General features: G+C 64.8%; 18 protein-coding genes and 1 tRNA gene. 7 read left to right on the top strand and 12 right to left on the bottom strand.

Annotated features, from left to right (window positions below):
• Nucleotides 1-30: 30 nt before the first annotated feature.
• The 3 genes from KIH78_RS08725 to KIH78_RS08715 all read right to left on the bottom strand — a co-directional run bounded on the left by KIH78_RS08725 (nt 31) and on the right by KIH78_RS08715 (nt 3,293).
• Nucleotides 31-873 (bottom strand): carbohydrate ABC transporter permease, encoded by an 843-nt coding sequence (locus KIH78_RS08725; RefSeq protein ID WP_219132041.1) that lies wholly within the window; start codon nt 871-873, stop codon nt 31-33.
• 1 nt (nt 874) lies between these two features.
• Nucleotides 875-1,861: a carbohydrate ABC transporter permease gene (locus tag KIH78_RS08720; RefSeq protein WP_236034533.1), complete on the bottom strand. Its 987-nt coding sequence runs from the start codon at nt 1,859-1,861 to the stop codon at nt 875-877.
• A gap of 187 nt (nt 1,862-2,048) precedes the next feature.
• Nucleotides 2,049-3,293, bottom strand: coding sequence for an ABC transporter substrate-binding protein (locus KIH78_RS08715; RefSeq protein ID WP_214315438.1), 1,245 nt, complete (start codon nt 3,291-3,293; stop codon nt 2,049-2,051).
• Nucleotides 3,294-3,673: 380 nt separating this feature from the next.
• Here KIH78_RS08715 and KIH78_RS08710 point away from each other — a divergent pair, with 380 nt between their 5' ends.
• Both KIH78_RS08710 and KIH78_RS08705 read left to right on the top strand, forming a co-directional pair.
• Nucleotides 3,674-5,221, top strand: coding sequence for a glycoside hydrolase family 31 protein (locus KIH78_RS08710; protein WP_219132040.1), 1,548 nt, complete (start codon nt 3,674-3,676; stop codon nt 5,219-5,221).
• 92 nt (nt 5,222-5,313) lie between these two features.
• Nucleotides 5,314-6,363: a LacI family DNA-binding transcriptional regulator gene (locus tag KIH78_RS08705; RefSeq protein WP_214315442.1), complete on the top strand. Its 1,050-nt coding sequence runs from the start codon at nt 5,314-5,316 to the stop codon at nt 6,361-6,363.
• Nucleotides 6,364-6,390: 27 nt separating this feature from the next.
• On the opposite strand, the gene nrdG is transcribed toward KIH78_RS08705, so the two are convergent.
• From nrdG to KIH78_RS08680, 5 genes are all read right to left on the bottom strand, one after another.
• On the bottom strand, nt 6,391-7,098 hold the full coding sequence (gene nrdG, locus KIH78_RS08700) for an anaerobic ribonucleoside-triphosphate reductase activating protein (protein ID WP_420830146.1): 708 nt from the start codon (nt 7,096-7,098) through the stop codon (nt 6,391-6,393).
• A 141-nt stretch (nt 7,099-7,239) separates the two neighbouring features.
• Complete coding sequence (gene nrdD, locus KIH78_RS08695) at nt 7,240-9,633, bottom strand: anaerobic ribonucleoside-triphosphate reductase (RefSeq protein ID WP_214315444.1); 2,394 nt, start codon at nt 9,631-9,633, stop codon at nt 7,240-7,242.
• Nucleotides 9,634-9,865: 232 nt separating this feature from the next.
• Nucleotides 9,866-10,186, bottom strand: a complete 321-nt coding sequence (locus KIH78_RS08690) for an exodeoxyribonuclease VII small subunit (protein WP_214315446.1) — start codon at nt 10,184-10,186, stop codon at nt 9,866-9,868.
• A 104-nt stretch (nt 10,187-10,290) separates the two neighbouring features.
• The gene (xseA, locus tag KIH78_RS08685) at nt 10,291-11,556 is read right to left on the bottom strand and encodes an exodeoxyribonuclease VII large subunit (protein ID WP_236034537.1); all 1,266 of its coding nucleotides are present in this window, start codon (nt 11,554-11,556) and stop codon (nt 10,291-10,293) included.
• A gap of 117 nt (nt 11,557-11,673) precedes the next feature.
• Nucleotides 11,674-12,621 carry an endonuclease/exonuclease/phosphatase family protein gene (locus KIH78_RS08680; protein WP_236034536.1) on the bottom strand — a complete coding sequence of 316 codons (948 nt, stop codon included), beginning with the start codon at nt 12,619-12,621 and terminating at the stop codon, nt 11,674-11,676.
• A gap of 473 nt (nt 12,622-13,094) precedes the next feature.
• On the opposite strand from KIH78_RS08680, the gene KIH78_RS08675 reads away from it, so the two are divergent.
• Nucleotides 13,095-13,167: transfer RNA gene (locus tag KIH78_RS08675), tRNA-Arg, on the top strand.
• A gap of 41 nt (nt 13,168-13,208) precedes the next feature.
• Here the strand turns inward: KIH78_RS08675 and KIH78_RS08670 are convergent.
• On the bottom strand, nt 13,209-13,958 hold the full coding sequence (locus tag KIH78_RS08670) for a hypothetical protein (protein WP_219132038.1): 750 nt from the start codon (nt 13,956-13,958) through the stop codon (nt 13,209-13,211).
• A gap of 113 nt (nt 13,959-14,071) precedes the next feature.
• Here KIH78_RS08670 and KIH78_RS08665 point away from each other — a divergent pair, with 113 nt between their 5' ends.
• The 3 genes from KIH78_RS08665 (at nt 14,072) to KIH78_RS08655 (ending at nt 17,315) form a co-directional block, all read left to right on the top strand.
• A complete protein-coding gene (locus KIH78_RS08665; protein ID WP_219132037.1) occupies nt 14,072-15,112 on the top strand; it encodes a GlxA family transcriptional regulator in 1,041 nt (346 codons plus the stop codon).
• Nucleotides 15,113-15,277: 165 nt separating this feature from the next.
• The gene (locus tag KIH78_RS08660; RefSeq protein WP_219132036.1) at nt 15,278-16,165 is read left to right on the top strand and encodes a GRP family sugar transporter; all 888 of its coding nucleotides are present in this window, start codon (nt 15,278-15,280) and stop codon (nt 16,163-16,165) included.
• 121 nt (nt 16,166-16,286) lie between these two features.
• Entirely contained in the window at nt 16,287-17,315 is a 1,029-nt protein-coding gene (locus KIH78_RS08655; protein ID WP_219132035.1) for a Gfo/Idh/MocA family protein, read from the top strand.
• On the opposite strand, the gene KIH78_RS08650 is transcribed toward KIH78_RS08655, so the two are convergent.
• The 3 genes from KIH78_RS08650 to KIH78_RS08640 form a co-directional block, all read right to left on the bottom strand.
• Complete coding sequence (locus KIH78_RS08650; RefSeq protein ID WP_219132034.1) at nt 17,258-18,799, bottom strand: flotillin family protein; 1,542 nt, start codon at nt 18,797-18,799, stop codon at nt 17,258-17,260. The two genes, KIH78_RS08655 and KIH78_RS08650, sit on opposite strands and share 58 nt — an antisense overlap.
• Nucleotides 18,800-18,979: 180 nt before the next feature.
• Entirely contained in the window at nt 18,980-19,948 is a 969-nt protein-coding gene (locus KIH78_RS08645) for a Ppx/GppA phosphatase family protein (RefSeq protein ID WP_219132033.1), read from the bottom strand.
• A gap of 100 nt (nt 19,949-20,048) precedes the next feature.
• Nucleotides 20,049-21,224 carry an aminotransferase class I/II-fold pyridoxal phosphate-dependent enzyme gene (locus KIH78_RS08640; RefSeq protein ID WP_219132053.1) on the bottom strand — a complete coding sequence of 392 codons (1,176 nt, stop codon included), beginning with the start codon at nt 21,222-21,224 and terminating at the stop codon, nt 20,049-20,051.
• 240 nt (nt 21,225-21,464) lie between these two features.
• Here KIH78_RS08640 and KIH78_RS08635 point away from each other — a divergent pair, with 240 nt between their 5' ends.
• Nucleotides 21,465-22,562, top strand: coding sequence for a Gfo/Idh/MocA family protein (locus tag KIH78_RS08635; RefSeq protein WP_219132032.1), 1,098 nt, complete (start codon nt 21,465-21,467; stop codon nt 22,560-22,562).

The following is a 22,562-nucleotide window of genomic DNA, read 5'->3' as shown; positions in this document are numbered from 1 at the left end:
AAACCGCAAGGGCCAATCCCACCTCCCGAATCACCCCTTCACCGATCCGGCAACCAGTCCGGAGACGATCCACTTCTGGCAGAAGATGAAGAAGACGAACACCGGAACCAGCGCGATTACCGTGATGGCCATGAACGCCGGCCAGTTGGTCGTGAACTGGCTCATGGAGTTGAACACCTGCAGGATAATCGTGCGATTGTCCGTGGAGGACAAGAACACATTCGGCTGCAGGAAGTCGTTCCACGTGGACAGTGTCTGGAACACGACCACGGTCGCCAGAATCGGCGTGATCATCGGAAGGACGATCGTGCAATAGATCCTGAACGGACCAGCGCCGTCGATGCGCGCCGCTTCCAGCACCTCCATCGGCAGCTTGCGCATGTATCCGACGATCAGGAAGTAACAGAAAATCGAGTTGACCAGGTACAGCGCGATCAGACCCCATAATGTGTTGACAAGATGGACGTTGGCTTCCATGCGATACAGCGGGATCAGCGTGGCCTGCAACGGGATGCAGAAGGCTATCATCAGCACGGCGCCGACTCCGGCGGTGAACCAACTTTTACGCAGGATCATGCCGTATGCGGCCAGGGAACCGATGAACAGCTGAAGGAACACCGCCACGACCGTGACGATCAGCGAATTCAGGAAGCTTCGGGCGATCGGTAGGTTGGCGAAAGTGTCGATGTAGTTCTGGATGGACCATGTCTCAGGCAATCCGAACGGAGACTTCGCCATGTCGATGGAGGTCTTGAACGAGTTGACGATGATGTAGTACAGCGGGAGCGCCATGATGATTGCCATGGCGTTGATGAGAATCGTGCGCACCCACACGCCGATCTTCGCCCTGGTGCTTGGCTTGAGCTTGTTCATATTACGCGAACCTCCTAGAGATGGCGCTGGTGAGAGCCGTCTGCCCAAGAACCACGATCAGACATGCCAGCGTGAACAGCACCGCCAGCGCCGAACCGAGACCGTACTGCGACTGCGAAATACCATGGACGATAATCGCCTGGGTGATGGTGTTGGTGGAATATCCGGGGCCGCCCTTGGTCATGCCGAAGGGCAGGTCATACACCTTCAGGCCATTGGTGATGAGCAGGAACGTGGAGACCACGATTCCGGGAATGAGCTGCGGCAGCGTGATGTGGATGAACTTCTGCAATCCGCTGGCACCGTCGACGGCGGCCTGCTCGTAAAGGTCTGCGGGAATCGCCTGCAGATACGCCAGATACAGCGTGGCATGCCAACCCACGGCAGCCCAGATGGCCACGAAGATCACACAGCCACGAGCCAGGGTCTCATTGGCCAGCCACGGTACGGAATCCAGTCCCATCGACACCAGCACGGAATTGAGCGCGCCCGTCTTGAGCGGGGAGAGGATGAAGCTCCACACCATACCCAGCACGATCAGCGAGGGGACGCCCAAGAAGAAGAACAGCGAGCGGGCGAACGAGCGGCCGTAGAACTTCGTGTTGAGCAGCACCGCCAGAGGAATGGCGATAATCGTGGTGATCAGCGTGGTGGAAAGCGCGAACAGGATGGTGAATCCCAGGCCCACCAGCAGGGAGGGATCGGTGAATACCTTGCGGTAGTTGTCGAAGCCGACGAAATTCACATCGGGGTTGAATCCGGTGTAGTCGGTAAAGGAGTAATACACCGTCTGGATCAAGGGGATCAGCGTCAGCACGACGAACACCGCGAGGACGGGAATCAGGAATCCGGTGGACGATGCCGATTCAACGAATCCGCGGGTCTTGTACCACGGCGTCTTGCGGGCGTCATCGCGTCCACCGACCTTGGCGTCGCCGCTGCTGTCGGACTGCCGCATCATTGCGGGGTTGCATGTTTGTGCCGTCATGTCTTTATTGCCTTTCCATAAGGAGTGTGTCGGGGCGACTTTCGAGGCGCAAAGGAGAGGAGAATCCTCAGGAGATTCGCCCCGACCGGAGCGGCGGCTGGCACTGGAGTGCGGAACCCCAGCACCCAGAGAACCGGTCGCCGCTGATTTGCGCATTCGCTTTGATTGCGCATTCACACCAATCGCGTTACTTGGCGTTGGCCTTCCATGTCTCGTCCATGTGCTTGGCCACCGAAGCGGCGTCCGTACTGCCCTGGATGAGCAGCTGCCACTGGGAGGTCATTTCCGTGGCCATCACGTTGCCGTTCTGGGACCAGTTGGTCCAGTAGTACTTGCCGGTGGTCACGTACTCGTCGTAGATGTCCTGCAGCTGCGGAGCCACGTCGGCGGCGTATTCGGAGGAGACGGAAATCTGACCGATGTTCTTTTCCTCGAGTTTGAGTCCCTCTTTAGAATTCATGAAGGCGAGGAACTTCTCGGCAGCCTTGAGCTTATCGCCATCGATCTTCGAGGAGATGGCGAACGGGGAGTCCGGCCCACCGCCCACGTACGGTTCGCCGCCTTCCACCGCAGGGAACGGGGCGGTGGCGTAGTCGACGCCGGAGGAGTTCAGATCAGGGAAGTCCCACGGGCCGGAACGGAACATGGCTAGCTGGCCGGTCATGAATTGCTGCTTGATCTGGTCGTTGTTCACGCCCACGACCTCCTTGGGCATGGTGCCGGATTCGATGAGCTTCTGCCATTCCTTGATAATCGGGGTCCACTGCTTTTCGAAGCTTCCACCCTCGCCCATTTCCGGCCATTCGCTGGTATCGATGCCCTGCTTGGCGTAGTAGCCACCAAGCATCGGCTGGAACGAGCCGGAAACGACGGTCGGATCGTCCATGTACGGCGTGATTCCCGCGGCCTGCAGTTTCTTGCCCAACTCGCAGAATTCATCGATCGTCTCAGGCACGGAATCGTATCCCACCTGCTTGAGCAGGTCTTTGTTATATACAATGACGCCGACCCATGCGGTGGGGCTCATGCCGTACACCTTGCCGTCACGGGTATAGAGGTCCTTATTGGTGTCCGGAATGGAATCCATGAACGACTCATTAGTCAAGTCCTTGGCCAATCCGGCGTCCAGCACTTCGTTGCGCGTCTCGATGGACATGTGGAACACATCGGGCAGCTGGTTTCCTGCGGCACGTGTGGTCAGCGTCTGCGCGTAATCAGCGGCTTCGCCCTGTGCGGTGCTCAGATCGACCTTAATATCGGGGTTGGCTTTCTCGAAGGCCTCGATGATGGGCTTGACCTGATTCTCGTTGTTCCACGAGAAGTAGGTGATGGTGGTTTTGCCGGAATCAGCTGTTCCACTACCGCATGCGGCCAAAGGAACGATCATCGCCGCTGCCGCTACAGCCGCGATGACGGTCTTGGAGAACTTCATGGTGTTTCTTCCTTCCTGCGACACCCGCTTTGGCATCGCCAAGAACGTTGTGATCAAGCTCGGCTCGAACCTTGGGCCACTATGCCCCTCCATTGTGCACCGTCTTGATTTGTTAATACGTATTAGTGAATACGTGACTTCAGTATGCCACCAAGGGACCGCGGCGGCAAAGCGGCGTGTCGCAATGGCGCCAATTCCATAAAGGCCTTAAATAGAGCTATTTAGAGCAGGCCGCACCCAGCAACCACTCTCCGGTTCATCTGAAGAGAAACACGCCACGCCGGAATTTGTAAATCGATGTCTTCATCGTAATAATACGTATTAGATACACGCGACACTGCAGCCGCGTCAGATGTTTACTGCGCATAGGAAAGATCACCATGAACAACACGGCTCAATACACAACAATCGACCTTCTTCCCAATGAACTCTGGTGGGGAGGCCGCGCGGCGGACGGCCGACTCATGCCATTCGGCGCACAGCCGTTCTCCTGCGACCTCGCCGCCTGGAAACACGTGGATGGACAGCTGCCGGAAGCGTCGAACCAGAGCGCGCCATTGCTGGTCTCCACCTGCGGCCGCCATATATGGTGCGACAAGCCGTTCGCGTTCTCCTTTGAAGGCAAGCACCTAACCGTGCAGGCCGATCATGCCGTCACCGTGCATGGCGACGGCGACGGCACGTTGCGAGACGCCTTCCTCGCGGCGAGCGAGCGGTATTTCCCACCTTCCGGCGCGACTCCCGCCAAGGCGATGTTCACCAAGCCGCAGTACAACACATGGATCGAAATGCCCTACCGCCCGACCCAGCAGGCCGTGCTCGCCTACGCCGACGCGATGCTGGCCGCCGACATGCCCCCGGGCGTGCTGATGATCGACGACAAGTGGAGCCCCGACTACGGAACCTGGACGTTCGATCCGGCCGCGTTCCCGAATCCACAGGAGATGCTCCGCCAGTTGCACGGCAAAGGATTCGACGTCATCGTCTGGCTGGTGCCGTTCGTCAGCCCCGATTCCGCGGTGTTCCGCGAGCTCGAGGCACGCGGACTCATGCTGCGCGACCGCCACGGCCGCACGGCCATCCGTCGCTGGTGGAACGGGCTGAGCGCCGTGCTTGACCTGAGCAACCCCGAGGCGAGGCAGTGGATCCGCGGCCGGCTCGACGCGCTGTGCGAGCTCGGCGTGGACGGCTTCAAGTTCGACGGCGCCGACCTGTACGACTTCCACGACGACGACCTGCCATTCACCCCGATGACGGCCAACGACATGTGCGAACAATGGGCGGCCATCGGCGTGCACTATCCGTTCAACGAATTCCGTGCCTGCTGGAAGATGGGCGGGCAACCGCTCGCGCAAAGGCTTCAGGACAAGCCCGCCTCCTGGGATGAGCACGGCATCGGCTCGCTGGTCCCGGAGATGCTGGCGCAGGGCATGATCGGCCAGCCGTTCGTCTGCCCCGACATGATCGGCGGCGGCGAGGTCAACAGAGCCAAACATTCGGACGTGGATCAGGAGTTCTTCGTCCGGTACGCGCAAATCGCAGCGCTTTCCCCGATGATGCAGTTCTCCACGGCGCCTTCCCGCGTACTGGACGAGCGGCATCTCGACGCAGTACGCAAAGCGCTGGCCATCCGCGAATCGTATCTACCGACGATCCTGCGCCTAGCGGATCATGCGGCGCGAACCGGCGAGCCGATCATCCGTCCGATGGCCTACCACTTCCCCGATATGGATACCGTCACCGACCAGTTCCTGCTGGGAGACGACACCATCGTCGCCCCCTGCACCCAACGTCATGCGGTCTCCCGACAGGTATCGATCCCCAAGGGACGGTGGCGTTCGGATGACGGACGGACCATCACAGGACCGACCATCATCGACACACCGTGCCCGATCGACAGAATCCCCCGCTTCGCCCGCGAAGGCTGACGATGGGAGTCGACCGCAAGAGGCTAATATCGAATGGCGGCCATACCCACCACCGCAATCCCGCCAAATGAAATCCAGTGCAAGAGGATCCCATGACCACCAGATACGCCGGAACCCGACCGCCGACCAGTAAGGACGTCGCCGCCCTGGCGGGCGTATCCCAAAGCACGGTATCGTTCGTCATCAATGGCAAGAACACCGTGTCCGAGGCGACGCGACGGCGAGTCGAGGAGGCGATGCGCAAGCTCAACTACCAACCGAACGCCGGCGCACGCACATTGAAGACGAACCGCACCAACATCATCGCGCTGTTCGTGGAGATGAGCGAGACGATCGACGCCAATGAGACCACACCGTACATCGACGCGATCGTGCGCAGCGCACGCGCACACGACTACGACGTCATCCTCACCACCACGCACGACGGCGTGGCCGCCCTGAAACGCATGGCCGGCAAATCGATCTGCGACGGCTTCATCCTCATGGACGTCAGCCGCGAGGACCCCCGCATTCCAATCGCCGCCGAACTCAGCCAACCCGTCACGCTCGTGGGCCGTGCGAACAACGCGCGCGGGCTGGACTGCGTGGACGCCGACGCCCGCAAGGCCGCCCTGCTGGCAGTGGATGAACTCGCCGATACCGGACATCGTCATGTGACGATGGTCGGTACACAACTGGGCACCGACCCGCATGAATACAACTTCGTCGATGAGTTCTACACCACCGCGCACCAGCGCGCGGACGAACGCGGGCTCGGCTTCTCCATCGTGCAACGACTCGGTGAAGGATGGCCCGGCATCGAGAAGACCTCCGACCAGCTGCTGCTGCACGCCGATGACCGTCTTGGCATCATCGTCCGTCAGCCCCAGCCGACCGAATGGCTGCTGCGTACATTACGCCGGCATGGTGTGCTTCCGGGTCAGGACGTCTCCGTAGTGTCGTACTGTTCGGACTACGCCGCGGCATCGTTCGAATGGCAGGTCACCAACGTATCCACCACACCGGAGCAACTCTCGGAACACGCCGCGACCCTGCTGTTCGACCGTCTCGAAGGCAACCGCAATCGTGATGCACGCTGCGAACTGATAGCGCCGGCGGGCATCACGCGCCGCGCCACCACCGTCGACTGGACCAAGCGCTGATCGGAGAGCTGTCCGGCGACGCGCCGTTCAGGAGGCCTGGGCGCCTTCGCCGGCTTCGCGGTCCTTGAGATAGATCTCGGGGATGTCGCGCTCCTGGTCGTGGAGCTTGGCCCAGATGATGGGCTTGCCGGCCTCGAGGGATTTCGGCACGTCGATGATGCGCTGGTTCTTCGAGCCACGGAACTGCAGGAGCGAGTCCTTCTGGGTCTTCAGGTACCGACCGTCGACGAGGATGTCGATGAGCTTCAACAGCTCGAGCTTGTCCGGCGTCTCCCCCGGGCGCATGAGTTCCTCCCACGTATAACCGGTCCACGACCAGATGTCCTTGGTCTTCCCGAACTCGCTGCGGATGCGCTCGGCGAGCGGCAACAGCACGGGCGTGTTGAGGAACGGTTCGCCGCCGAGGAACGTGATGCCCTGCACCCACGGGGCCTTGAGGTCCTCGATGATCTTGTCCTCGAGCCGCTGCGTGTACTCGTGACCGGCCTTGAAGTCCCAGATCGACGAGTTGAAGCAGTCGACGCAGTGGAACGGGCAGCCGGAGACGTACAGCGAATTGCGCACGCCTTCGCCGTCGGTGACGACGAAGGTCTTGTAGTCGGCGATCATGCGCTTGGACATGCGCCGTCCATCCCACTGCCCGGCACGCGGGTCGTTGGCGAGCCCTCCGGAGGGGACGGACGGCCCGCGTCCGGTCTCCTCGGGCGCGAAATCGCGGCGAATCATCTCACCCATGTCACACCTCATTTGCGTCTCGGCCCGTCGGAGGGGCCTTCCGTCGTCACAACGGATTGAGGGTGGCCGTGCGATGCACGGCCACCCTCAGTCTTCATTCCGTCGCCGTATCTCCAGCCGACGGGATGACATGCTGAATCACTACTTGGCTTCCTCGAACCATTCGCGGGTGGAGCCGTCGTCGAGCGTGACGTGGCCGGTCTCACCGCTCATGTGCTTGACGCGGTGGGAGATCTCCTCGTGACGTCCGTGCACCATGGGGCGCTGGACCGGGTTGCCGAGGTAGCCGCAGGTGCGCTTGGTGACGTTGCACTTGTCCGGATCGGAGTTGCCGCACTCGGGGCACTTGAAGCCCTCGTCAGTGGGTTCGAAGTCGCCCTGGAAGCCGCACACGAAGCAATGGTCAATCGGCGTGTTGGTGCCGAGGTAGCCAATGCCCACGTTGTAGGCGTAGTCCCACACGGCTTCAAGCGCCTTCGGGTTGTCCTGCAGGCACGGGTACTCGCAGTAGTTGATGAAGCCGCCGGAGGCGTAGTACGGGAAGTCCTTCTCGTAGTTGAGCTTCTCCATCGGGGTGGGCTGGAGCCACACCGGGTAGTGGAACGAGTTGGTGTAGAAGTCGTGGTCGGTGACGCCTTCGACGCGGCCGAACTTCTCGCGGTCCATGCGGTTGAAGCGGTCGGTGAGGGATTCGGCCGGCGTGGAGTACACGGAGTAGTGGTAGCCCTCCGCCTTGCTCCACTGCTTGCACAGCTCGCTCATGCGCTTGACGATGGACAGCGCGAACTCCTTGCCCTCCGGATCCCAGCCGTGGTCGCGGATCCAGTTCTTGCCGTAGAACACGGCGGTGGTCTCCGCGAGACCGATGTAGCCGAGGGACACGGTGGCGCGCTCGTTCTTGAACAGCGTGTCGACGTTGTCGTTGGCCCCGAGGCGGCCGAAGGCGCCGAAGCGGAACAGGGTGGGCGCGTTGACCGGGGTGGCCTGCTTGCAGCGCATGATGCGGAACTGCAGGGCCTGATGGGCCACTTCCATGCGCTCGTTGAACAGCTTCCAGAAGCGTTCCTTGTCGCCGTGGGATTCCAGCGCGATGCGCGGCACGTTGACGGAGACGACGCCGAGGTTCATGCGGCCGTCCTCCTCGTCCTTGCCAGTGGCGGGGTTGATCCAGCCCTGCAGGAAGGAGCGGCAGCCCATGGGGGCCTTGAAGGAGCCGGTGATCTTGACGATGTTCTCGTAGAACACGACGTCCGGGTACATGCGCTTGGTGGCGGATTCAAGGGCCAGCTGCTTGAGGTCGTAGTTGGGGTCACCGGGGTCGGCGTTCACACCGTGGCGCACGGTGAACACGAGCTTCGGGAAGATGGCGGTGTGGTGCTCCTTGCCGAGGCCGCGGATGCGGTTGAGCAGGATGGCACGCTGGATCTCACGGGAGAACCAGTCGGTGCCGAGACCAAAGCCGACGGTGACGAACGGGGTCTGGCCGTTGGAGACGCGGTTGGAGTTGATCTGGTACTCCATGGTCTGCATGGCGTCGTAGATGGCCTTGCGGGTGCGGATCTTCGCGAGGATCTCACGCTCCTGCTCGAGCTCGTCGACGTCCTCATGGAACGGTGTGTCCATCGGCAACGGCTCGCGGCCCTTCTCGAAGTGGAGCTTGGACGGCTCGTTGGCCTTCGCGTTGGCGACCTGGCGACGCGCGAACTCGATCGGCATGTCGTCGGGGATCATCTCGCGGGCCTCTTCGAGGAACTTCTCGTAGTCGAGCTTCGCGTAGCGGGCGAGATGCTCGTCGGCGCGGTTGGCGGTCTGGCCGCCGTACTGGCTGGAGGCCACGTCCTTCATGATCTGGGTGATCTGGGTGGCGGCGATGGCGATGGACTTCGGGGAGGCCATCGGCGCGTTGCCGAGCGTGAAGCCGTTGGCGAGCATGTCCCAGAAGTTCGGCAGGGAGCAGTTGGACTGCGCGGTGAACGGCGAGTAGTCGGCGTCGTGGAAGTGGATGTCGCCCTTCATATGGGCGTTGGACACGGCGGGCGGCAGCATGTTGAACGCAGCCGCCTTGGAGACGGCGCCGGCCAGCAGGTCGCGCTGGGTGGCGTAGACGTTGGCATCCTTGTTGGCGTTCTCGTGGATGAGCGTGGGGTCCTGGTTGATGAAACGGGACACCGCCTCGTTCACGTCGGTGGCCTTCGCGCGCTCGATGTCCTTGTCGAGACGGTAGGTGGTGTAGGCGCGGGCCACGTCGTACAGGTGCGCGTCGATGAGCGCATGCTCAACGAGGTTCTGAATGTCCTCGATCTTGGCCGGGCCGGCGTAGCGTTCCTTGATCTCGCCCTCGACCTGGTCGGCGAACGAGCGGATGAGCTTCTCCTCCTCCGGTCCGACCTGCTTGTCGAGGTCGCCGAAGGCGGCCTTGACGGCGGAGATGATGTTGATCGGGTCGAAGTCGACGATACGGCCGTCACGCTTCTCCACCTGGACCTGGCTGGACGTCCTGGTGGCTGTTGCGGTTTCGAGCACTTCGGTCTCCATCTCTTCTCCTCACCGGCCTTGGGCCTTGCTGCAAAAACTCCGTTCCCACGGCTCCTCCGGCGACGTTCCCGCACCCGGATTTCCGTGGGCCTCAGATACTGTACGACAACCCCGGCACCATATCTAGTCCCGCCACGCCGGCAGAACACTAGGACTAGTGTTCTTCGGCGGAATTCCGCCGCAAACTACGACTGTGTGATTAACGTAACAATCATCGGCCAGCGTGTCGCGGTCAGCCGAGGTTGGACTGCGTGCCGGCGATGTCCGCGGTGGCGGCCTGCGCGTTCTGCGCGGCGTCCAGACGGGTGCGCACGTCGTTGAGCAGGCTCTGCGCGCGCCGCGCCAACGCCTCGCCGATCTCCCACTGCCGCATCGACTGGTCGAGGTTGAGACCTCCGGCCTCCAGCGCCTGGACCGCCTGGATGAGCTTGTCACGGGCCTCCTCGTACGGCATGCGCGCGATGGCCTCGCGCTCCTCGTCGGTCAGCGTGGACGCCGGTGCCGCCTTCCGGGCCTTGTCGTCGGCGGTTGCGGTCACGGTCTTGTCGGTCATGGTCATTGCTCCTTCATATGTGGATGTTCGTCGTATGGCTGTCCGCCGTGGCAGTCATCGCCCCATCCGAAGACGGACCGTCGGACGGGGCGGGAGCGGGCGGGTCAGTCCGCGGTCGCGGTGACGACGCCCTTCCTCAGGGTCAGGGTGAGTTCTTCACCGGTCCGGACCAGCGAGGCGTCGTCCATCACGTGCCCCTGCTCGTCCTGGACGACGGCGTATCCGCGGTTCAGCGTGGATTGGGGGCTCAACGCGGTGAGCGAGGCATGCGCCTTCTCGATGGTGAGCGAGGCGTCGTCCACGATGCGCCGCAGGCCGATGTCGAGACGGTTCCGCGCATCGTCGAGGAACCGCTGGTGCGGCTCCAGCATGGTCAACGGCCTCGTCAGGCTCGGGCGGTTCGCATAGCCCTCGACGAGACGGATCTCGTTGTCCACGCGCGAGGAGATGCGCATGCGCATGCGCTGCAGGGCGTTGTCCACCAGCTGCCATTGCTCGCGCACGTCCGGCACCACTTTCTTGGCGGCGTCGGTGGGCGTGGAGGCCCTCAGGTCGACGGCGAGGTCGATGAGCGTCCAATCGTCCTCATGCCCCACGGCGGAGACGATCGGCGTGACGCAGGCCGCGGCGGCGCGCACGACGCCCTCGTCCGAGAATCCGACCAGATCCTCGAACGCGCCGCCTCCACGGGCCACGATGATCACGTCCACGTCCGGATCCTCGTCGAGCTTGCGGATCGCCGCGATGATATCCGGCGGGCATTGCGCGCCCTGCACATGCGCGTGCACGATCTTGAACCGCACGGCGGGCCATCGGAGGTTCACGTTGGTGACCACGTCGCCCTCGGCGCGCGCCTGGGGCGCGCAGATGAGGCCGATGCACTTGGGGAATTCGGGCAGCGGCACCTTCCGGTCCGCGTCGAACAACCCCTCGCCCTTGAGCCGTTTGCGCAGCTCGTCGATCTGTTCCTTGAGCCCTCCGGCGCCGATCTTGCGGATGTCGTCGCCGATGAAGCTCAGACGCGTCTGCTTGACCCAGATGTCGGCACGCCCGTGGACGACCACGCGGTCGCCCTGCCGGAACTGCGCGGCGGCGGCGGCGAACGTACGCCATCCGGAGACGGAGATGGCCACGTCCTCGAAATCGTCGCGCACCGTAAGGTACGCGGACCCCGGACGCCGCGTGTTGATCTCCGTGATCTGGCCGCAGATCCACGCGGCCGGCCATTTCACCACCGCATTGTGGAACTTCTGGCTCAGCACGCTCACCGGCCATGGGTTCTCCGCCGTGGTCTCGGCGGCCAGCCTGGGCAGCTGGTCCATCGGCCTCGGCCGGTCGAGGCCGCCGGCGACGCCCGCCGTGGCGTTCATTTCGTAACTCATGCGCACCACTATAGTGACGCCTCCAAGGACCGGTAGATATCTACCGGTTCCCTTCCGTCTCCCATGACCGCCGGCGTGTCGTCACCGGCACCGTCATGGACGCCGTCACGAAAAGGCCAGCGTGGCGAGCAGCGCCGCATGATCCGAACCGGCGATCCTCACCACCTGCATCCGCCCGGCGGCGACGCCCCGGTCCACCACCACATGGTCGATGCCCGCGAACCGGGGCAGCAGGCCGCGGTCCGCCGGCCAGGTGAACGTGAAGCCGTGGCCGGACATCATCGCGGCGTCACGGAACCGCTCCCCGAGAAAGCCGCGGAACGGCGCATGATCAGTCGTGGCGTTGAAGTCGCCCATGAACACGAACGTGTCGTCCGTGTTCGAGCGCATCATCGCCAGCTCGTCCAACGATCGCTTCCATTGCCGCCAATAGCCGGGCACCGGGGCGGTGGTGTGCACGGAGACGAACCGGATACGCTTGCTTCCGGCGAACTCCACCGTGCCGCCGGGCATGAACGAGGCGCTGGAATCCACGTCGTCGTCCGAAGGGTCCTCCAGCGGGGCGGCGGACCACAGCCCGTTGCCGTACACGCCGTCGGAGCTGGAGATCTGGGAATACGGCAGATAGTCCTCGATGCCGGCTTTGCGCAACGCCTCGACGAACCCGTCGGTGGTCTCCTGCAGCGCCAGCACCTCGACACGCTGGTCGCGCACGGTCTCCACGACCGCCTCGGCGTCCGCACGCCCCTTGTACACGTTGAACGTCATCACGCGCGCATACGCGTCGGACGTGTCGGCGTGGGCCTGCGCCACGGCCGTAGCGGCACGCTCCGGCAGAACGTCGCGCGAAGCGAAGAACGGGTACTGCCACCACACGTTCACCGCGAGGGCCGCCATGGCGACAAGCGCCGCGACGAACCTCCTGGACGCCAACGCCGCCACGAGCGCGAACGCGGCGACGACGATGAACCATGGCGTCGCCGAGACCAGCACCGGCACATACGGCAGCGCCTGCAAGTCGGAGGGCAGCGACCTCGCCAGCACCGCGACCATCGCCGCGGCGGACGACGCCACGGCCAAAGCGCCCAGCACGCGCCTGCGGAATCTCCCCCGCGCAGGACCGGACTCGACGCGCACTCCCCCGCCGCCGGACCGCGGACGCGACGCGGGCTTCCGAGAGGAACCGGTCCGACGGGCGGACGCGCGGCTCCGGCCGGAGGCGCCGGCCGGACCGGCGGAGGCACGCCCCGTCGTCTTCGAACGGCCGGACGTCGGCCGATGGGACTTCGACGCGTCGCCATCCTCCGACGTCGCACGCGCGAGCAGCTCGTCGCGCGCGGCATTCCGCGCCTGCGTACGGGAACGGTATACGTTCGTTCGATCTCGTTTCGTCATCGCCCCTCCTTATGCCGTCTGTCACCTTACCGTGCCGGTGACGGACGCGCGTCCACGAACGACGACGACTCACATCATCCCGACATTCCCGCGTGGGGCCGGCCGAAGTCCGTGTACAATGGACCGCTGTCGCCTCGGTAGCTCAGGGGATAGAGCACCGCTCTCCTAAAGCGGGTGTCGTCAGTTCGAATCTGATCCGGGGCACGTCTCACCCCTTGGAGCGCAACGGTTCCAAGGGGTTTCGCTTACTTCGCCTTGGCGGCCTGGCTGTCGATCCACTGGTTGGCGGCGTCGACGGCCTCCTGGAGGGTGACGGCGGCGGCCTTGTAATAGCGTGAGTCCTTCACGCCGGATGAGTCGAACAGGTTCTTCGCGGTCCGGTAGGCACCTTGAAGCATCGCGGAGACGGTCCGGGACCCGCTCAACCCGTCAAGCCGGTCCAGCGTCTTCCGCGCTTCGGAGAGCGTGTCCTTCAACGTGTTTTTCGCGGATTGCAGGTCGTCCGACACGGAACCGTCGTCCGACCGCGCGTCGCCGTCAGTCCCGTCATCCTGTGCGGCCTTGCGCTGGGCCTTCTGTTCGGCATCCCGCTTGGCCTTCAGTTCGGCGGCGCGGATGCGCAGATCCTGCGCGTCATCGTCCAGCTGGGACGCGTAGCGTCTCAGGTCCGCCCCGAACGCGTTCGACGGGCAGACCGCGGGCGGATCCTCCCGTTCCGCGCCGGCGGCGACGGCCGCCACCGCGGCTTCGGTCCATTCGTTCTCGGCCGTCGTGCAGACGTCGTACGCCCGACGCTGGTCCACGATGGCGAGTCCCGCCGCGATGAGCGCGAGGACGACGACCGCGATGAGCATGCGTGCCGTCCCGCGCCGGCGGCGACGTACGACGGGGAATTCGATGGTGGGCGCGGCATCGTCCGGAGGAACCGGAACCGCGCCGTCCGTGCCAGGCCCGGATGACGGTCCATGGACGCGCCCGACATCTTCATCAGCCATGGGTCACCGACCTCCCTCATACGTCGACTCCACCGTCCTTGCCCGTCACTGTATCTCGCGACGCCGAACAAACAGTCATCGGATTCCGGCGCGTGCGATGTACGATGTCGGGTATGCGAATCGCGGTCCTCCTCCTGCATCCGGTGTGGTCGTTCGATCTCAACGCCACCATCCAGATCTTCGACGACAGCTCGCGGCCGCAGAACACCATCGTCCTCGACTTCGTCTCGCCGTCCACCTCGATGGCGCTGGACCACGGCATGTCCATCGCGACCGAACCGCTCGCCGACTACATCGCGCGATGCGACGGCGTGCACGGCGACGGATGCGCCGGCACGCATCCCGACCTCATCATCCTGCCCGGGTTCGCCGACCCGTTCGCCATCGCCGCGGACCGTCGCACGGGCGACGACAAGGCCGCCCTGTTCTGCCGGAACCCCCATGACGCGCTCATGGCACGCGACTGGCTCAACGCCGAACGCGACCGGGGCTGCGAGATCGCCGCGATGTGCACCGGCGTCTTCGCACTCGGATGGATGGGGCTGCTCGACGGAGTCGACTGCACCACGCACCTGCCGTTCGTCGAGGACCTGCAGGCGCAGTTTCCCAAGGCCCTCGTGGCCAAGGACCGCGTGCTCACGCATGACGGACGCCGCCGCATCTGGACCGGCGCGGGCGGGTCGGTATGCCTCGACCTGTGCCTGGCCATCCTGAGCGAGCACGCCGGCGAGGCGGCAGCGGCGGACGAGGCGACGATGCTCGCTCTGCACTATCCGAGATCGGTGAACTCACGGCGCCGGACGACGCCCGCCGGCACGATGGCCTCGCATCGTCAGGACGAAATCACACTGCTCGCACGGCGGGTGCGCGAGCATCTCGGCCACGAGTGGTCGCTCCCCGCGCTCGCCCAGACCGCGCACATGTCGCCGCGCACGTTCCAACGCCGCTTCGCCGAGGCGATGGGCATGCCGCCGAAGCGATGGATACTCGAGCAACGGCTCAAGGCGGCGAAGGAACTGCTGGAGCTCACCGACCTGCCGATGTACACCATCGCCTCACGGGTGGGTCTGCACGATGCGGACTCGTTGCGCAAACGGTTCACGCTCGCGTTCGGGATGACGCCGAGCGAGTATCGCAGCCGCCATCGCCGCTAGCCGCCGAAGCACGCCCACCCGGCGGGCCGAACGTCATGGTTGGCGCGATTGTCCGGTATGTTGGCGCGAACCACCCGGCCGGGCGACGCCATGTTCACGTTCACATGAATAGGCTAGCGGTTGTCACGCAATCCACCAGTGGATTTACCAACGGAGGTAAGAACCATGTGGCCTATTCTTCTCGGCCTCGTCCCCGCGCTCGGATGGGGATTCCAAGGCGTCGTCATGCAGAAGGTCGGCGGAACCACCGCCAACAAGCAGATGGGCATGACGCTCACCACGTTCGTGTTCGGCGTGGTCGTGCTCCTCGTCCATCCGGTCAGCTGGTCATGGACACTGATCGCCGCGGCGGCCATCAACGGCATCCCCTGGGCGATCGCCCAGATCCTCCAGATCAGGAGCTTCGACTATCTGGGCGTCGCACGCGCCATGCCGCTGTCCACCGGCATGCAGCTGACGATGACGACGCTGCTCGGCGCGTTCTTCTTCCATGAGTGGACCACCACCGAACAGATCGTGCTGGGCGTCGCCGCGCTGGTGCTCATCATCGTGGGTGTCGCGTTCACCGCCTACCAGGAGAAGAAGGAGCGTGGCGACGGCCCGTCGAACATCGTGCTCGGCGTCATCATCACGTTCATCTCCTCCCTGCTGTACGTGGCGTACGCGGCGGCCGGCAAGTTCTTCTCGGTCGACGCGCTCGACCTGCTGTTCCCGCAGGCGGCGTTCATGCTCGCGGCGACCATCGTCATCGCGTTCATCACCACCGGCGGACAGTCCACCGACCCGCAGATCGGCGTGTTCGGTACGAAGAGCTGGGCGAACATGTCGACCGGCGTGCTGTTCGCCACCGCCAACCTCACCATGCTGCTGTCGAACCAGATCAACGGTCTCGCGGTCGGCTGGACGCTGAGCCAGATGAACGTCATCTTCGCCACGCTCGGCGGCCTGTTCATCCTCAAGGAGAAGAAGACGCGCAAGGAGATGGCGTTCGTCATCGCCGGCATGGTGCTCGTGGCCATCGGCGGCGTGCTCATCGGCATCACGAAGGCATGACGTGCGGCACGTACGGAACGTACGCCGCATCACGCATCGGAAACACACGAAACGACACACGAAACACACGGAACAACGAGGTTTTCCCGATACGGAAGCCGATACGAAAGGAAGTATCACCATGATCAATGTCGGATTCATCGGCTGCGGCGCCATGGGACGCGACCACGTCAGGCGCATCACCGAACGCTGCGCCGGCGCGCAGGTCGTCGGCGTGTACGACACCGTCGTCGAGAACGCGCGCAAGGCCATCGACGACAACCGGCTCGACGCGACGATCTACGATTCGGCCGAAGCGCTCATCGCCGACCCGAACGTCGACGCGGTCGTCATCGCCAGCCGCAACGACGTCCATCTCGAGCCGCTGCTGCAGGCCATCGACGCCGGCAAACCGACCTTCACCGAGAAGCCGATGACCATCGACGGCGCCGACAGCTGGAAGGTCGTCCAGGCCGAGGTGACCAAGGGACGCCGCACCGTGCAGGTGGGCTTCAACTGGCGTTTCGACCCCGGCTACGACGCGATGAAGAAATTCACCGCGGACGGCGGCATCGGCACGCTTCTCATGGCCGGCATGCGCCACTACAACGCGCAGGCGTCCACCAGCTACTACGGGACCGACAACGTCATCAACGACACGCTGATCCACAACTTCGACATGCTCCACTACATGTTCGACGACGACTTCACCGCCATCGAGATGAAGTTCGCGAGGATGAACTCGCTCAACCCGAACGGCGAGTCCCTGCGCGAACCGCAGCTCGCGGTCGTCGAGTTCGCGGGCGGCGCGCTGGCCACCGCGGAGGCGAACGTCAACTGCCAGTACGGCTACGACATCCAGTGCCGTCTGGTGGGTGAATCCGGCATCATCTCCCTGCCGGACGTCGCCACCCCGGAGGTGCGTCGCGCCGGGCAGATCAGCCATGCGATCTCGTCCGCGTGGTTCGACCGCTTCACCGAGGCGTACGACCGGGAGTTCGACCGGTTCTTCGCCAACATCGAGGCCGACCGCCAGCCGGGCGGCGTCGAGGCCACCGCGTGGGACGGCTACGTGGCGAACGTAGCGGCGGACGCGGCGCTTGAAAGCCTGCATCACGGCGGACGCATCAAGGTCGAGCTCAACGAGAAGCCGGCCCTGTACGCCATCTGACCGGAGCGCGGCGGAAACGCGAGGGGCGGCCTCCCCGCACGGGGAGGCCGCCCTTCGCGTCGTGTCTCGGCGTCGACGGAGCCGCCGGACTTCAGCCCATCCGCCATCGCCTTGCCGGCCATGTGCCCGCCCAGCGCGCCGTTGACGAGAGTCTTCAGGTCGAGGCCGATGCTGTTCGACAGCCCCTCGCTGATCTGGCTCAGCGCGTTGGTGGTGTCGCCGACGAGCCTGGTGGTGTTGCCGTCGCCGTACATCGTGATCGAATCGACCTTCGCGAGCGGCTCGGCGATGGCCCGTGCGATCTCCGGCATGATCTGGATGTACTGCTGGGCGATGATGAGCTGGTTGTTCATCGCGTTGTACGCGTGGCCCTGCGCCTCGATGCCGGCGGCCTCGCCCTCGCCCTTGGCCTTGAGGGCGGCGCCTTCGGCCTCGCCCTTGACGCGTGTGGCCTGCGCCTCGGCGTCGGCGGTCGCCTTGACGGCCTCGGCCTCCTGACGCTGACGGTACAGGTCGGCCTCGGCGTTCTTCTGCGTGGTGTACAGCTGGGCGTCGGCCTTCTGCTCGGCGGCGTAGCGGTCGGCCTCGGCCTGCTTGCGCACCGTGGCGTTGAGCTCCTTCTCCTTGACGGCGGCCTGACGGTCGGCCAGTTCGATGCGGCGCTCCTCGGCGGCGATCTCGGCGTCCTGCTGCGCGACGTTGAGTTCCTTGGTGCGTTCCGCCTTGGTGATCTCGTAGACCATGTCCGCCTTCGCCTTGGCGTTGTCGGCGGTGGTCTTGAGCTCCGCCTGCTTCAGGTCGAGCTGGTTCTGGCGTTCGGCCACCTGCTGGTCGGCGGCGATGCGCGCGAGCTGCGCGTCCCGGCTGATCTGGGCGGCCATGTCGGCGCCCATGTCGCGGATGACGCCCTGACCGTCGGCGAAGTCCTGCACGTTGAACGTGACGAGCTCAAGGCCCAGGGCCTCCATGTCGGCCCGGGCCGCACTCGCCACGGTCTCGGAGAACTCGTCGCGGTTCTCCATGAGCGTGCGCAGTTCGGTCTTGCCGATGGCCTCGCGCATCTTGCCGAGCAGGACCTGCGTGACGTCGGCCATCATACGCTTCTTGTCCTGGTTGAGATAGTTGCGTGCGGCGATCTCCAGCGGGTCACGCTCGACGCCGTCATGTCCGGTGAATTTCTCGACGCCTATCTGGAAGTTCGCGACGGCGCTCACGTCGATGAGGATGGCGTCCTTCGTGGGGATGGGCGTGTCCGTGTGGAGCTCCGACTGGACCACGCCGAGGGACAGCCAGTCACGACGGTAGAGGAACGGGATGATGATCGCGGCGCGTCCGATGACGAAACGACGGCCGCCCGGGCCGGTGATGACGAGCACGCGGTCGGTGGGCGCCACCGTGTAGCAGCCCACGGCCAGCAGGATGACGGCTATCACCACCACGGGGATGATGAGCCACAACGGGCTGAGATTGAACAGATCGAACATGGACGGGGCTCCCTTTCTTCATCGTCCCGCGGCACCGCTGCCGCGATGGCTTTCGGCCGGTCGCCGTCCATCGCCTCGTATGCGGCGGACGGCGGGCCTTAGGTCACGATGATACCGTTCCGGCACCCGTTCGGGGGGATATGCGGACGGGAAGCGGCGGGACGACGCCTCGCCCTTTTCTCAGAAACCGAGGCGCGTGCGTCCGAACTGGTCGAGCCAACGCAGGATGGCGCCTTCACGCAACGCCCACGGGCAGATCTCGATCTCCTCGATGTCGAGCGCCTTCATGATCTCATCGGCCACCACGCCGCCGCCCACGATCTGCATGGTGCGCTCCGGGGTGATGCCCGGCAACGCCACACGCTGTTCGGGGGCGATGGCGGCGAGGCGGGGCAGCCAGTCCTCCAGCTGCTCGCGCGTCATGACCATCGTGTCCTCGCGTCCCGGCTGGCGCAGCACGGCGCCGGCGAGACGCGCGAGCGAACGGAACGTCTTGGACGTGCCGACCGCATGGTTCGGATGCTTGGATTTCGGGAACGCGTCCACCATCGGTTCGAGGATGCGTCGCACTTCCTTGCGCACGTCGTCCAGCTCCTCGGACGTGGCCACGCCGGAGGGCAGGAACTCGGTGGTGACGCGGCCGGCGCCGGCCGGCACGGACAAGGCCACGGTCGGTTCCTCGTCGGAGCCCATCGCCACCTCGAGCGAGCCGCCGCCGATGTCGAGCACGAGCAGACGGCCCGCGTCCCAGCCGTACCAGCGCCGCGCGGCGAGGAACGTGAGCCTGGCCTCGTCGGTGCCGGACAGCACGGTGACGGACTGCCCGATATGCTCCTCGATCTTGTGCAGCACCTTGTTGCCGTTGGGGGCCTCGCGGATGGCGCTGGTGGCCATGGCGAGCAGCTGCGTGATCTGGTATTCCTCGGCGAGCTTCATGCCGTCGTCCACCGCGGCGAGGATCGCCTCGATGCCGGCCTTCCTGATGGATCCGTCGTCCTTGAGGTATTTCATGAGGCGCACGGTGGTCTTCGTGCTGGCCTCCGGGTCGGGACGCGCGCCGGGCGCGGCGTCGACGATGAGCATGTGGATGGTGTTCGAGCCGATGTCGAGCACGCCGAGTCGGGTGGTGTGCGAGCGCAGGTTGACCATGCTGGATTCCTTGCAGTCCTTCGTGTTGTGTGCTTTGTTGTGTGTTGCGATGCCGTCGTTCGCCGCGTTGCCGTCGTGTCGGATGCCACCACGCGCCGCGTCAGACGCGCAGCGTGGGCAGCCATGTGCCCAGGCGGTCCAGGCCCTCGGCGAGCGCCTCGCGCGATGCCGCATAGCTCAGACGCACGTGCGTGTCGGCGGTGGCTGCGCCGAAGTCGCGTCCCGGGGTCAGCGCCACATGCGCCTCGTCGAGCGCACGTTCGCAGAACGTCCACGCGTCGAGTCCTGTGGACGAGATGTCGAAGTACGCGTAGAACGCGCCGTTGGGTTCCACTTCGACGGGGAGACCGATGCGGGCGAGCCCGTCGATGACGATGCGACGGCGCGCGAGCAGCTCCTGCCGGCGTCGTTCGCATACGGCGAGGCTTTCGGGCGTGAAGCAGGCGAGGGCCGCGTGCTGGGTGGGCGTGTGGGCGCACAGATAGTAGTTGGTGGCGAGGTCGTCCACGGCCGCCAGCACGGCCGGGTCGTCGGGGACGATGGCCCAGCCGAGCCGCCATCCGGTCATGCCGAAGAACTTGGAGAAGCTGTTGCAGACGATGGCGCCGTCGTCGCAGGCGAGCACCGACCGGACGGCGACCCCGTTCTCATGGTCCGCGAGGTCAAGGTAGGTCTCGTCGACGTTGCGCCAGGCGCCGTGGTCGCGCGCGTAGGCGGTGACCTCGCGCAAGACGTCGAAGTCGATGGTGGTGCCGGTCGGATTGGACGGGGACGTGATCATCACGGCCTTGGTGCGGTCCGTCCAATGCGCGGCGACGAGGTCGCGATTCAGGTGGAAGCGGGTGGCGGCGCTGGTGGGCACGTCGACGACCTTGCCTTCGAAGCTGTTGACGAGCTCCCGGTTGCACGGGTAGGAGGGGTCGGCGATGATGACCTCGTCGCCCGGGTCGACGGTCAGCGCGGTGGCGAGCAGGAGCGCCGCCGATCCGCCGGAGGTGATGACGATGCGCTTCGGGTCGATGTCGAGGTCGTGGCGTTCACGGTAGAAGTCGGCGATCGCACGGCGCAGTTCCGGCAGCCCCATGGCCGCCGTGTAGGGCAGCGCACGCCCGTCGTACTGCTCGCGCATGGCGTCGCGCACGGCCGGCGGGGCGCCGAAATCGGGTTCGCCGAGGGAGAGTTTGACGACGTCGATGCCGTCCGCAATCATCTCGTCGGCCTTCGCGCCGAACACCATGGCGCGGAAGGGCTGCGCCTCGCGGGCGCGGCGCGACATGACGGGCGTCGGGGCGGCCGACGTCGCCGCGTTCGAATCGGTCGGATCGGTCGCGGAACGGACGTCGTCCGCCGTTCCGGGCTGCGTTGCTTCACCACTGGTCATACCGCCCGTTGTATCGGCACGGCCCGACAGCGGACCGCATGCCGGAGGCGTACCTGACGGACGGCGCGCAAGCGTCGTCGGACGGTAGAATCGGCGGTGGAACGACCTTCACGGACATTCAAGGAGGAACGAACGATGACGACGGAACCGCAGGCGCAATACAGACCGTACGGCAGGCTGAACGGCGCACGATACGAACTCGAACAGACCGGCGAGGATACGGTGAACGTCGCGATTCTGGGCGCCGGGTCGATCGCCAACACGATGGCGAAGACGCTGGTCGCGATGGCCTCACCCTCCACACGGTACTCGCATCTGATCCACCCGTACGCGGTGGCGGCGCGCGACTTCGACCGCGCCGAGGCGTTCCGTGCCAAATACGGGTTCGACAAGGCGTACGGCTCGTATGAGGAGCTGGTGGAGGACCCGCTGGTGGATCTCGTCTATATCGCCACCCCGCACAACTTCCACGCCGAACAGGCGATTCTATGCCTGAGCCACGGCAAGAACGTGCTCGTGGAGAAGGCGTTCACCGCGAACGTCAAGCAGGCCAGGGACGTGTTCGCCGCGGCCGGGAAGACCGACGGCCTGCTCGTCACCGAGGCGATCTGGACGCGCTACCAGCCGAGCCGGCAGATCATCAACGACCTTATCTCCTCGGGTGAACTGGGCGACATCCGCATGGTGCGCGCGGACCTGAGTTACGAGCCGCACGGCCGCGACCGCATCACGAACCCGGCGCTGGCCGGCGGCGCGCTGCTCGACGTGGGCGTGTACGCGCTGAACTTCATCGACATGGCCGTCGGCGCGGACCACGGACGGTCGATCACGTCCATGCAGACGACGATGACACCGTACGACACGGGCGTCGACGCAACGAACGCGACCATCCTCACGTACGACGACGGGCTCATGGCCGTGGCGACGAGCTCGCGCGCGGTCGCCTCGGACCGTTCCGGCGTGATCGAGGGCAACAAGGGCTATGCGGTCGTCGACAACATCAACAACCCGCTGGGCATCGACGTGTACGGGCTCGACCACGAACTCGTGCGCCACATCCGCGTGCCCGGCCAGCTGACCGGTTACGAGTACGAGGTGGCGGCCGCCGCGAACGCGATCCTGGACGGGCATACCGAATGCCCGGCGATGCCGCACGCGGACACGCTGCGCATCATGTCCCTGATGGACGAGATCCGCGCCGCGTGGGGATTGAAGTACCCGTTCGAGGAGTAG

Origin of the sequence: Bifidobacterium saguinibicoloris, assembly GCF_019331725.1 — a bacterium.
GTDB lineage: Bacteria > Actinomycetota > Actinomycetes > Actinomycetales > Bifidobacteriaceae > Bifidobacterium > Bifidobacterium saguinibicoloris.
Note: the sequence above shows the minus strand (reverse complement) of the source record. Positions and strands in the feature narration are given on the sequence as shown.

Coding starts and splice junctions, on each gene's coding strand:
- KIH78_RS08725 (WP_219132041.1), bottom strand. CDS start 873: ATGAACAAGCTCAAGCCAAGCACCAGGGCGAAGATCGGCGTGTGGGTG.
- KIH78_RS08720 (WP_236034533.1), bottom strand. CDS start 1,861: ATGACGGCACAAACATGCAACCCCGCAATGATGCGGCAGTCCGACAGC.
- KIH78_RS08715 (WP_214315438.1), bottom strand. CDS start 3,293: ATGAAGTTCTCCAAGACCGTCATCGCGGCTGTAGCGGCAGCGGCGATG.
- KIH78_RS08710 (WP_219132040.1), top strand. CDS start 3,674: ATGAACAACACGGCTCAATACACAACAATCGACCTTCTTCCCAATGAA.
- KIH78_RS08705 (WP_214315442.1), top strand. CDS start 5,314: ATGACCACCAGATACGCCGGAACCCGACCGCCGACCAGTAAGGACGTC.
- nrdG (WP_420830146.1), bottom strand. CDS start 7,098: ATGGGTGAGATGATTCGCCGCGATTTCGCGCCCGAGGAGACCGGACGC.
- nrdD (WP_214315444.1), bottom strand. CDS start 9,633: ATGGAGACCGAAGTGCTCGAAACCGCAACAGCCACCAGGACGTCCAGC.
- KIH78_RS08690 (WP_214315446.1), bottom strand. CDS start 10,186: ATGACCGACAAGACCGTGACCGCAACCGCCGACGACAAGGCCCGGAAG.
- xseA (WP_236034537.1), bottom strand. CDS start 11,556: ATGAACGCCACGGCGGGCGTCGCCGGCGGCCTCGACCGGCCGAGGCCG.
- KIH78_RS08680 (WP_236034536.1), bottom strand. CDS start 12,621: ATGGTCGCGGTGCTGGCGAGGTCGCTGCCCTCCGACTTGCAGGCGCTG.
- KIH78_RS08670 (WP_219132038.1), bottom strand. CDS start 13,958: ATGGCTGATGAAGATGTCGGGCGCGTCCATGGACCGTCATCCGGGCCT.
- KIH78_RS08665 (WP_219132037.1), top strand. CDS start 14,072: ATGCGAATCGCGGTCCTCCTCCTGCATCCGGTGTGGTCGTTCGATCTC.
- KIH78_RS08660 (WP_219132036.1), top strand. CDS start 15,278: ATGTGGCCTATTCTTCTCGGCCTCGTCCCCGCGCTCGGATGGGGATTC.
- KIH78_RS08655 (WP_219132035.1), top strand. CDS start 16,287: ATGATCAATGTCGGATTCATCGGCTGCGGCGCCATGGGACGCGACCAC.
- KIH78_RS08650 (WP_219132034.1), bottom strand. CDS start 18,799: ATGTTCGATCTGTTCAATCTCAGCCCGTTGTGGCTCATCATCCCCGTG.
- KIH78_RS08645 (WP_219132033.1), bottom strand. CDS start 19,948: ATGGTCAACCTGCGCTCGCACACCACCCGACTCGGCGTGCTCGACATC.
- KIH78_RS08640 (WP_219132053.1), bottom strand. CDS start 21,224: ATGTCGCGCCGCGCCCGCGAGGCGCAGCCCTTCCGCGCCATGGTGTTC.
- KIH78_RS08635 (WP_219132032.1), top strand. CDS start 21,465: ATGACGACGGAACCGCAGGCGCAATACAGACCGTACGGCAGGCTGAAC.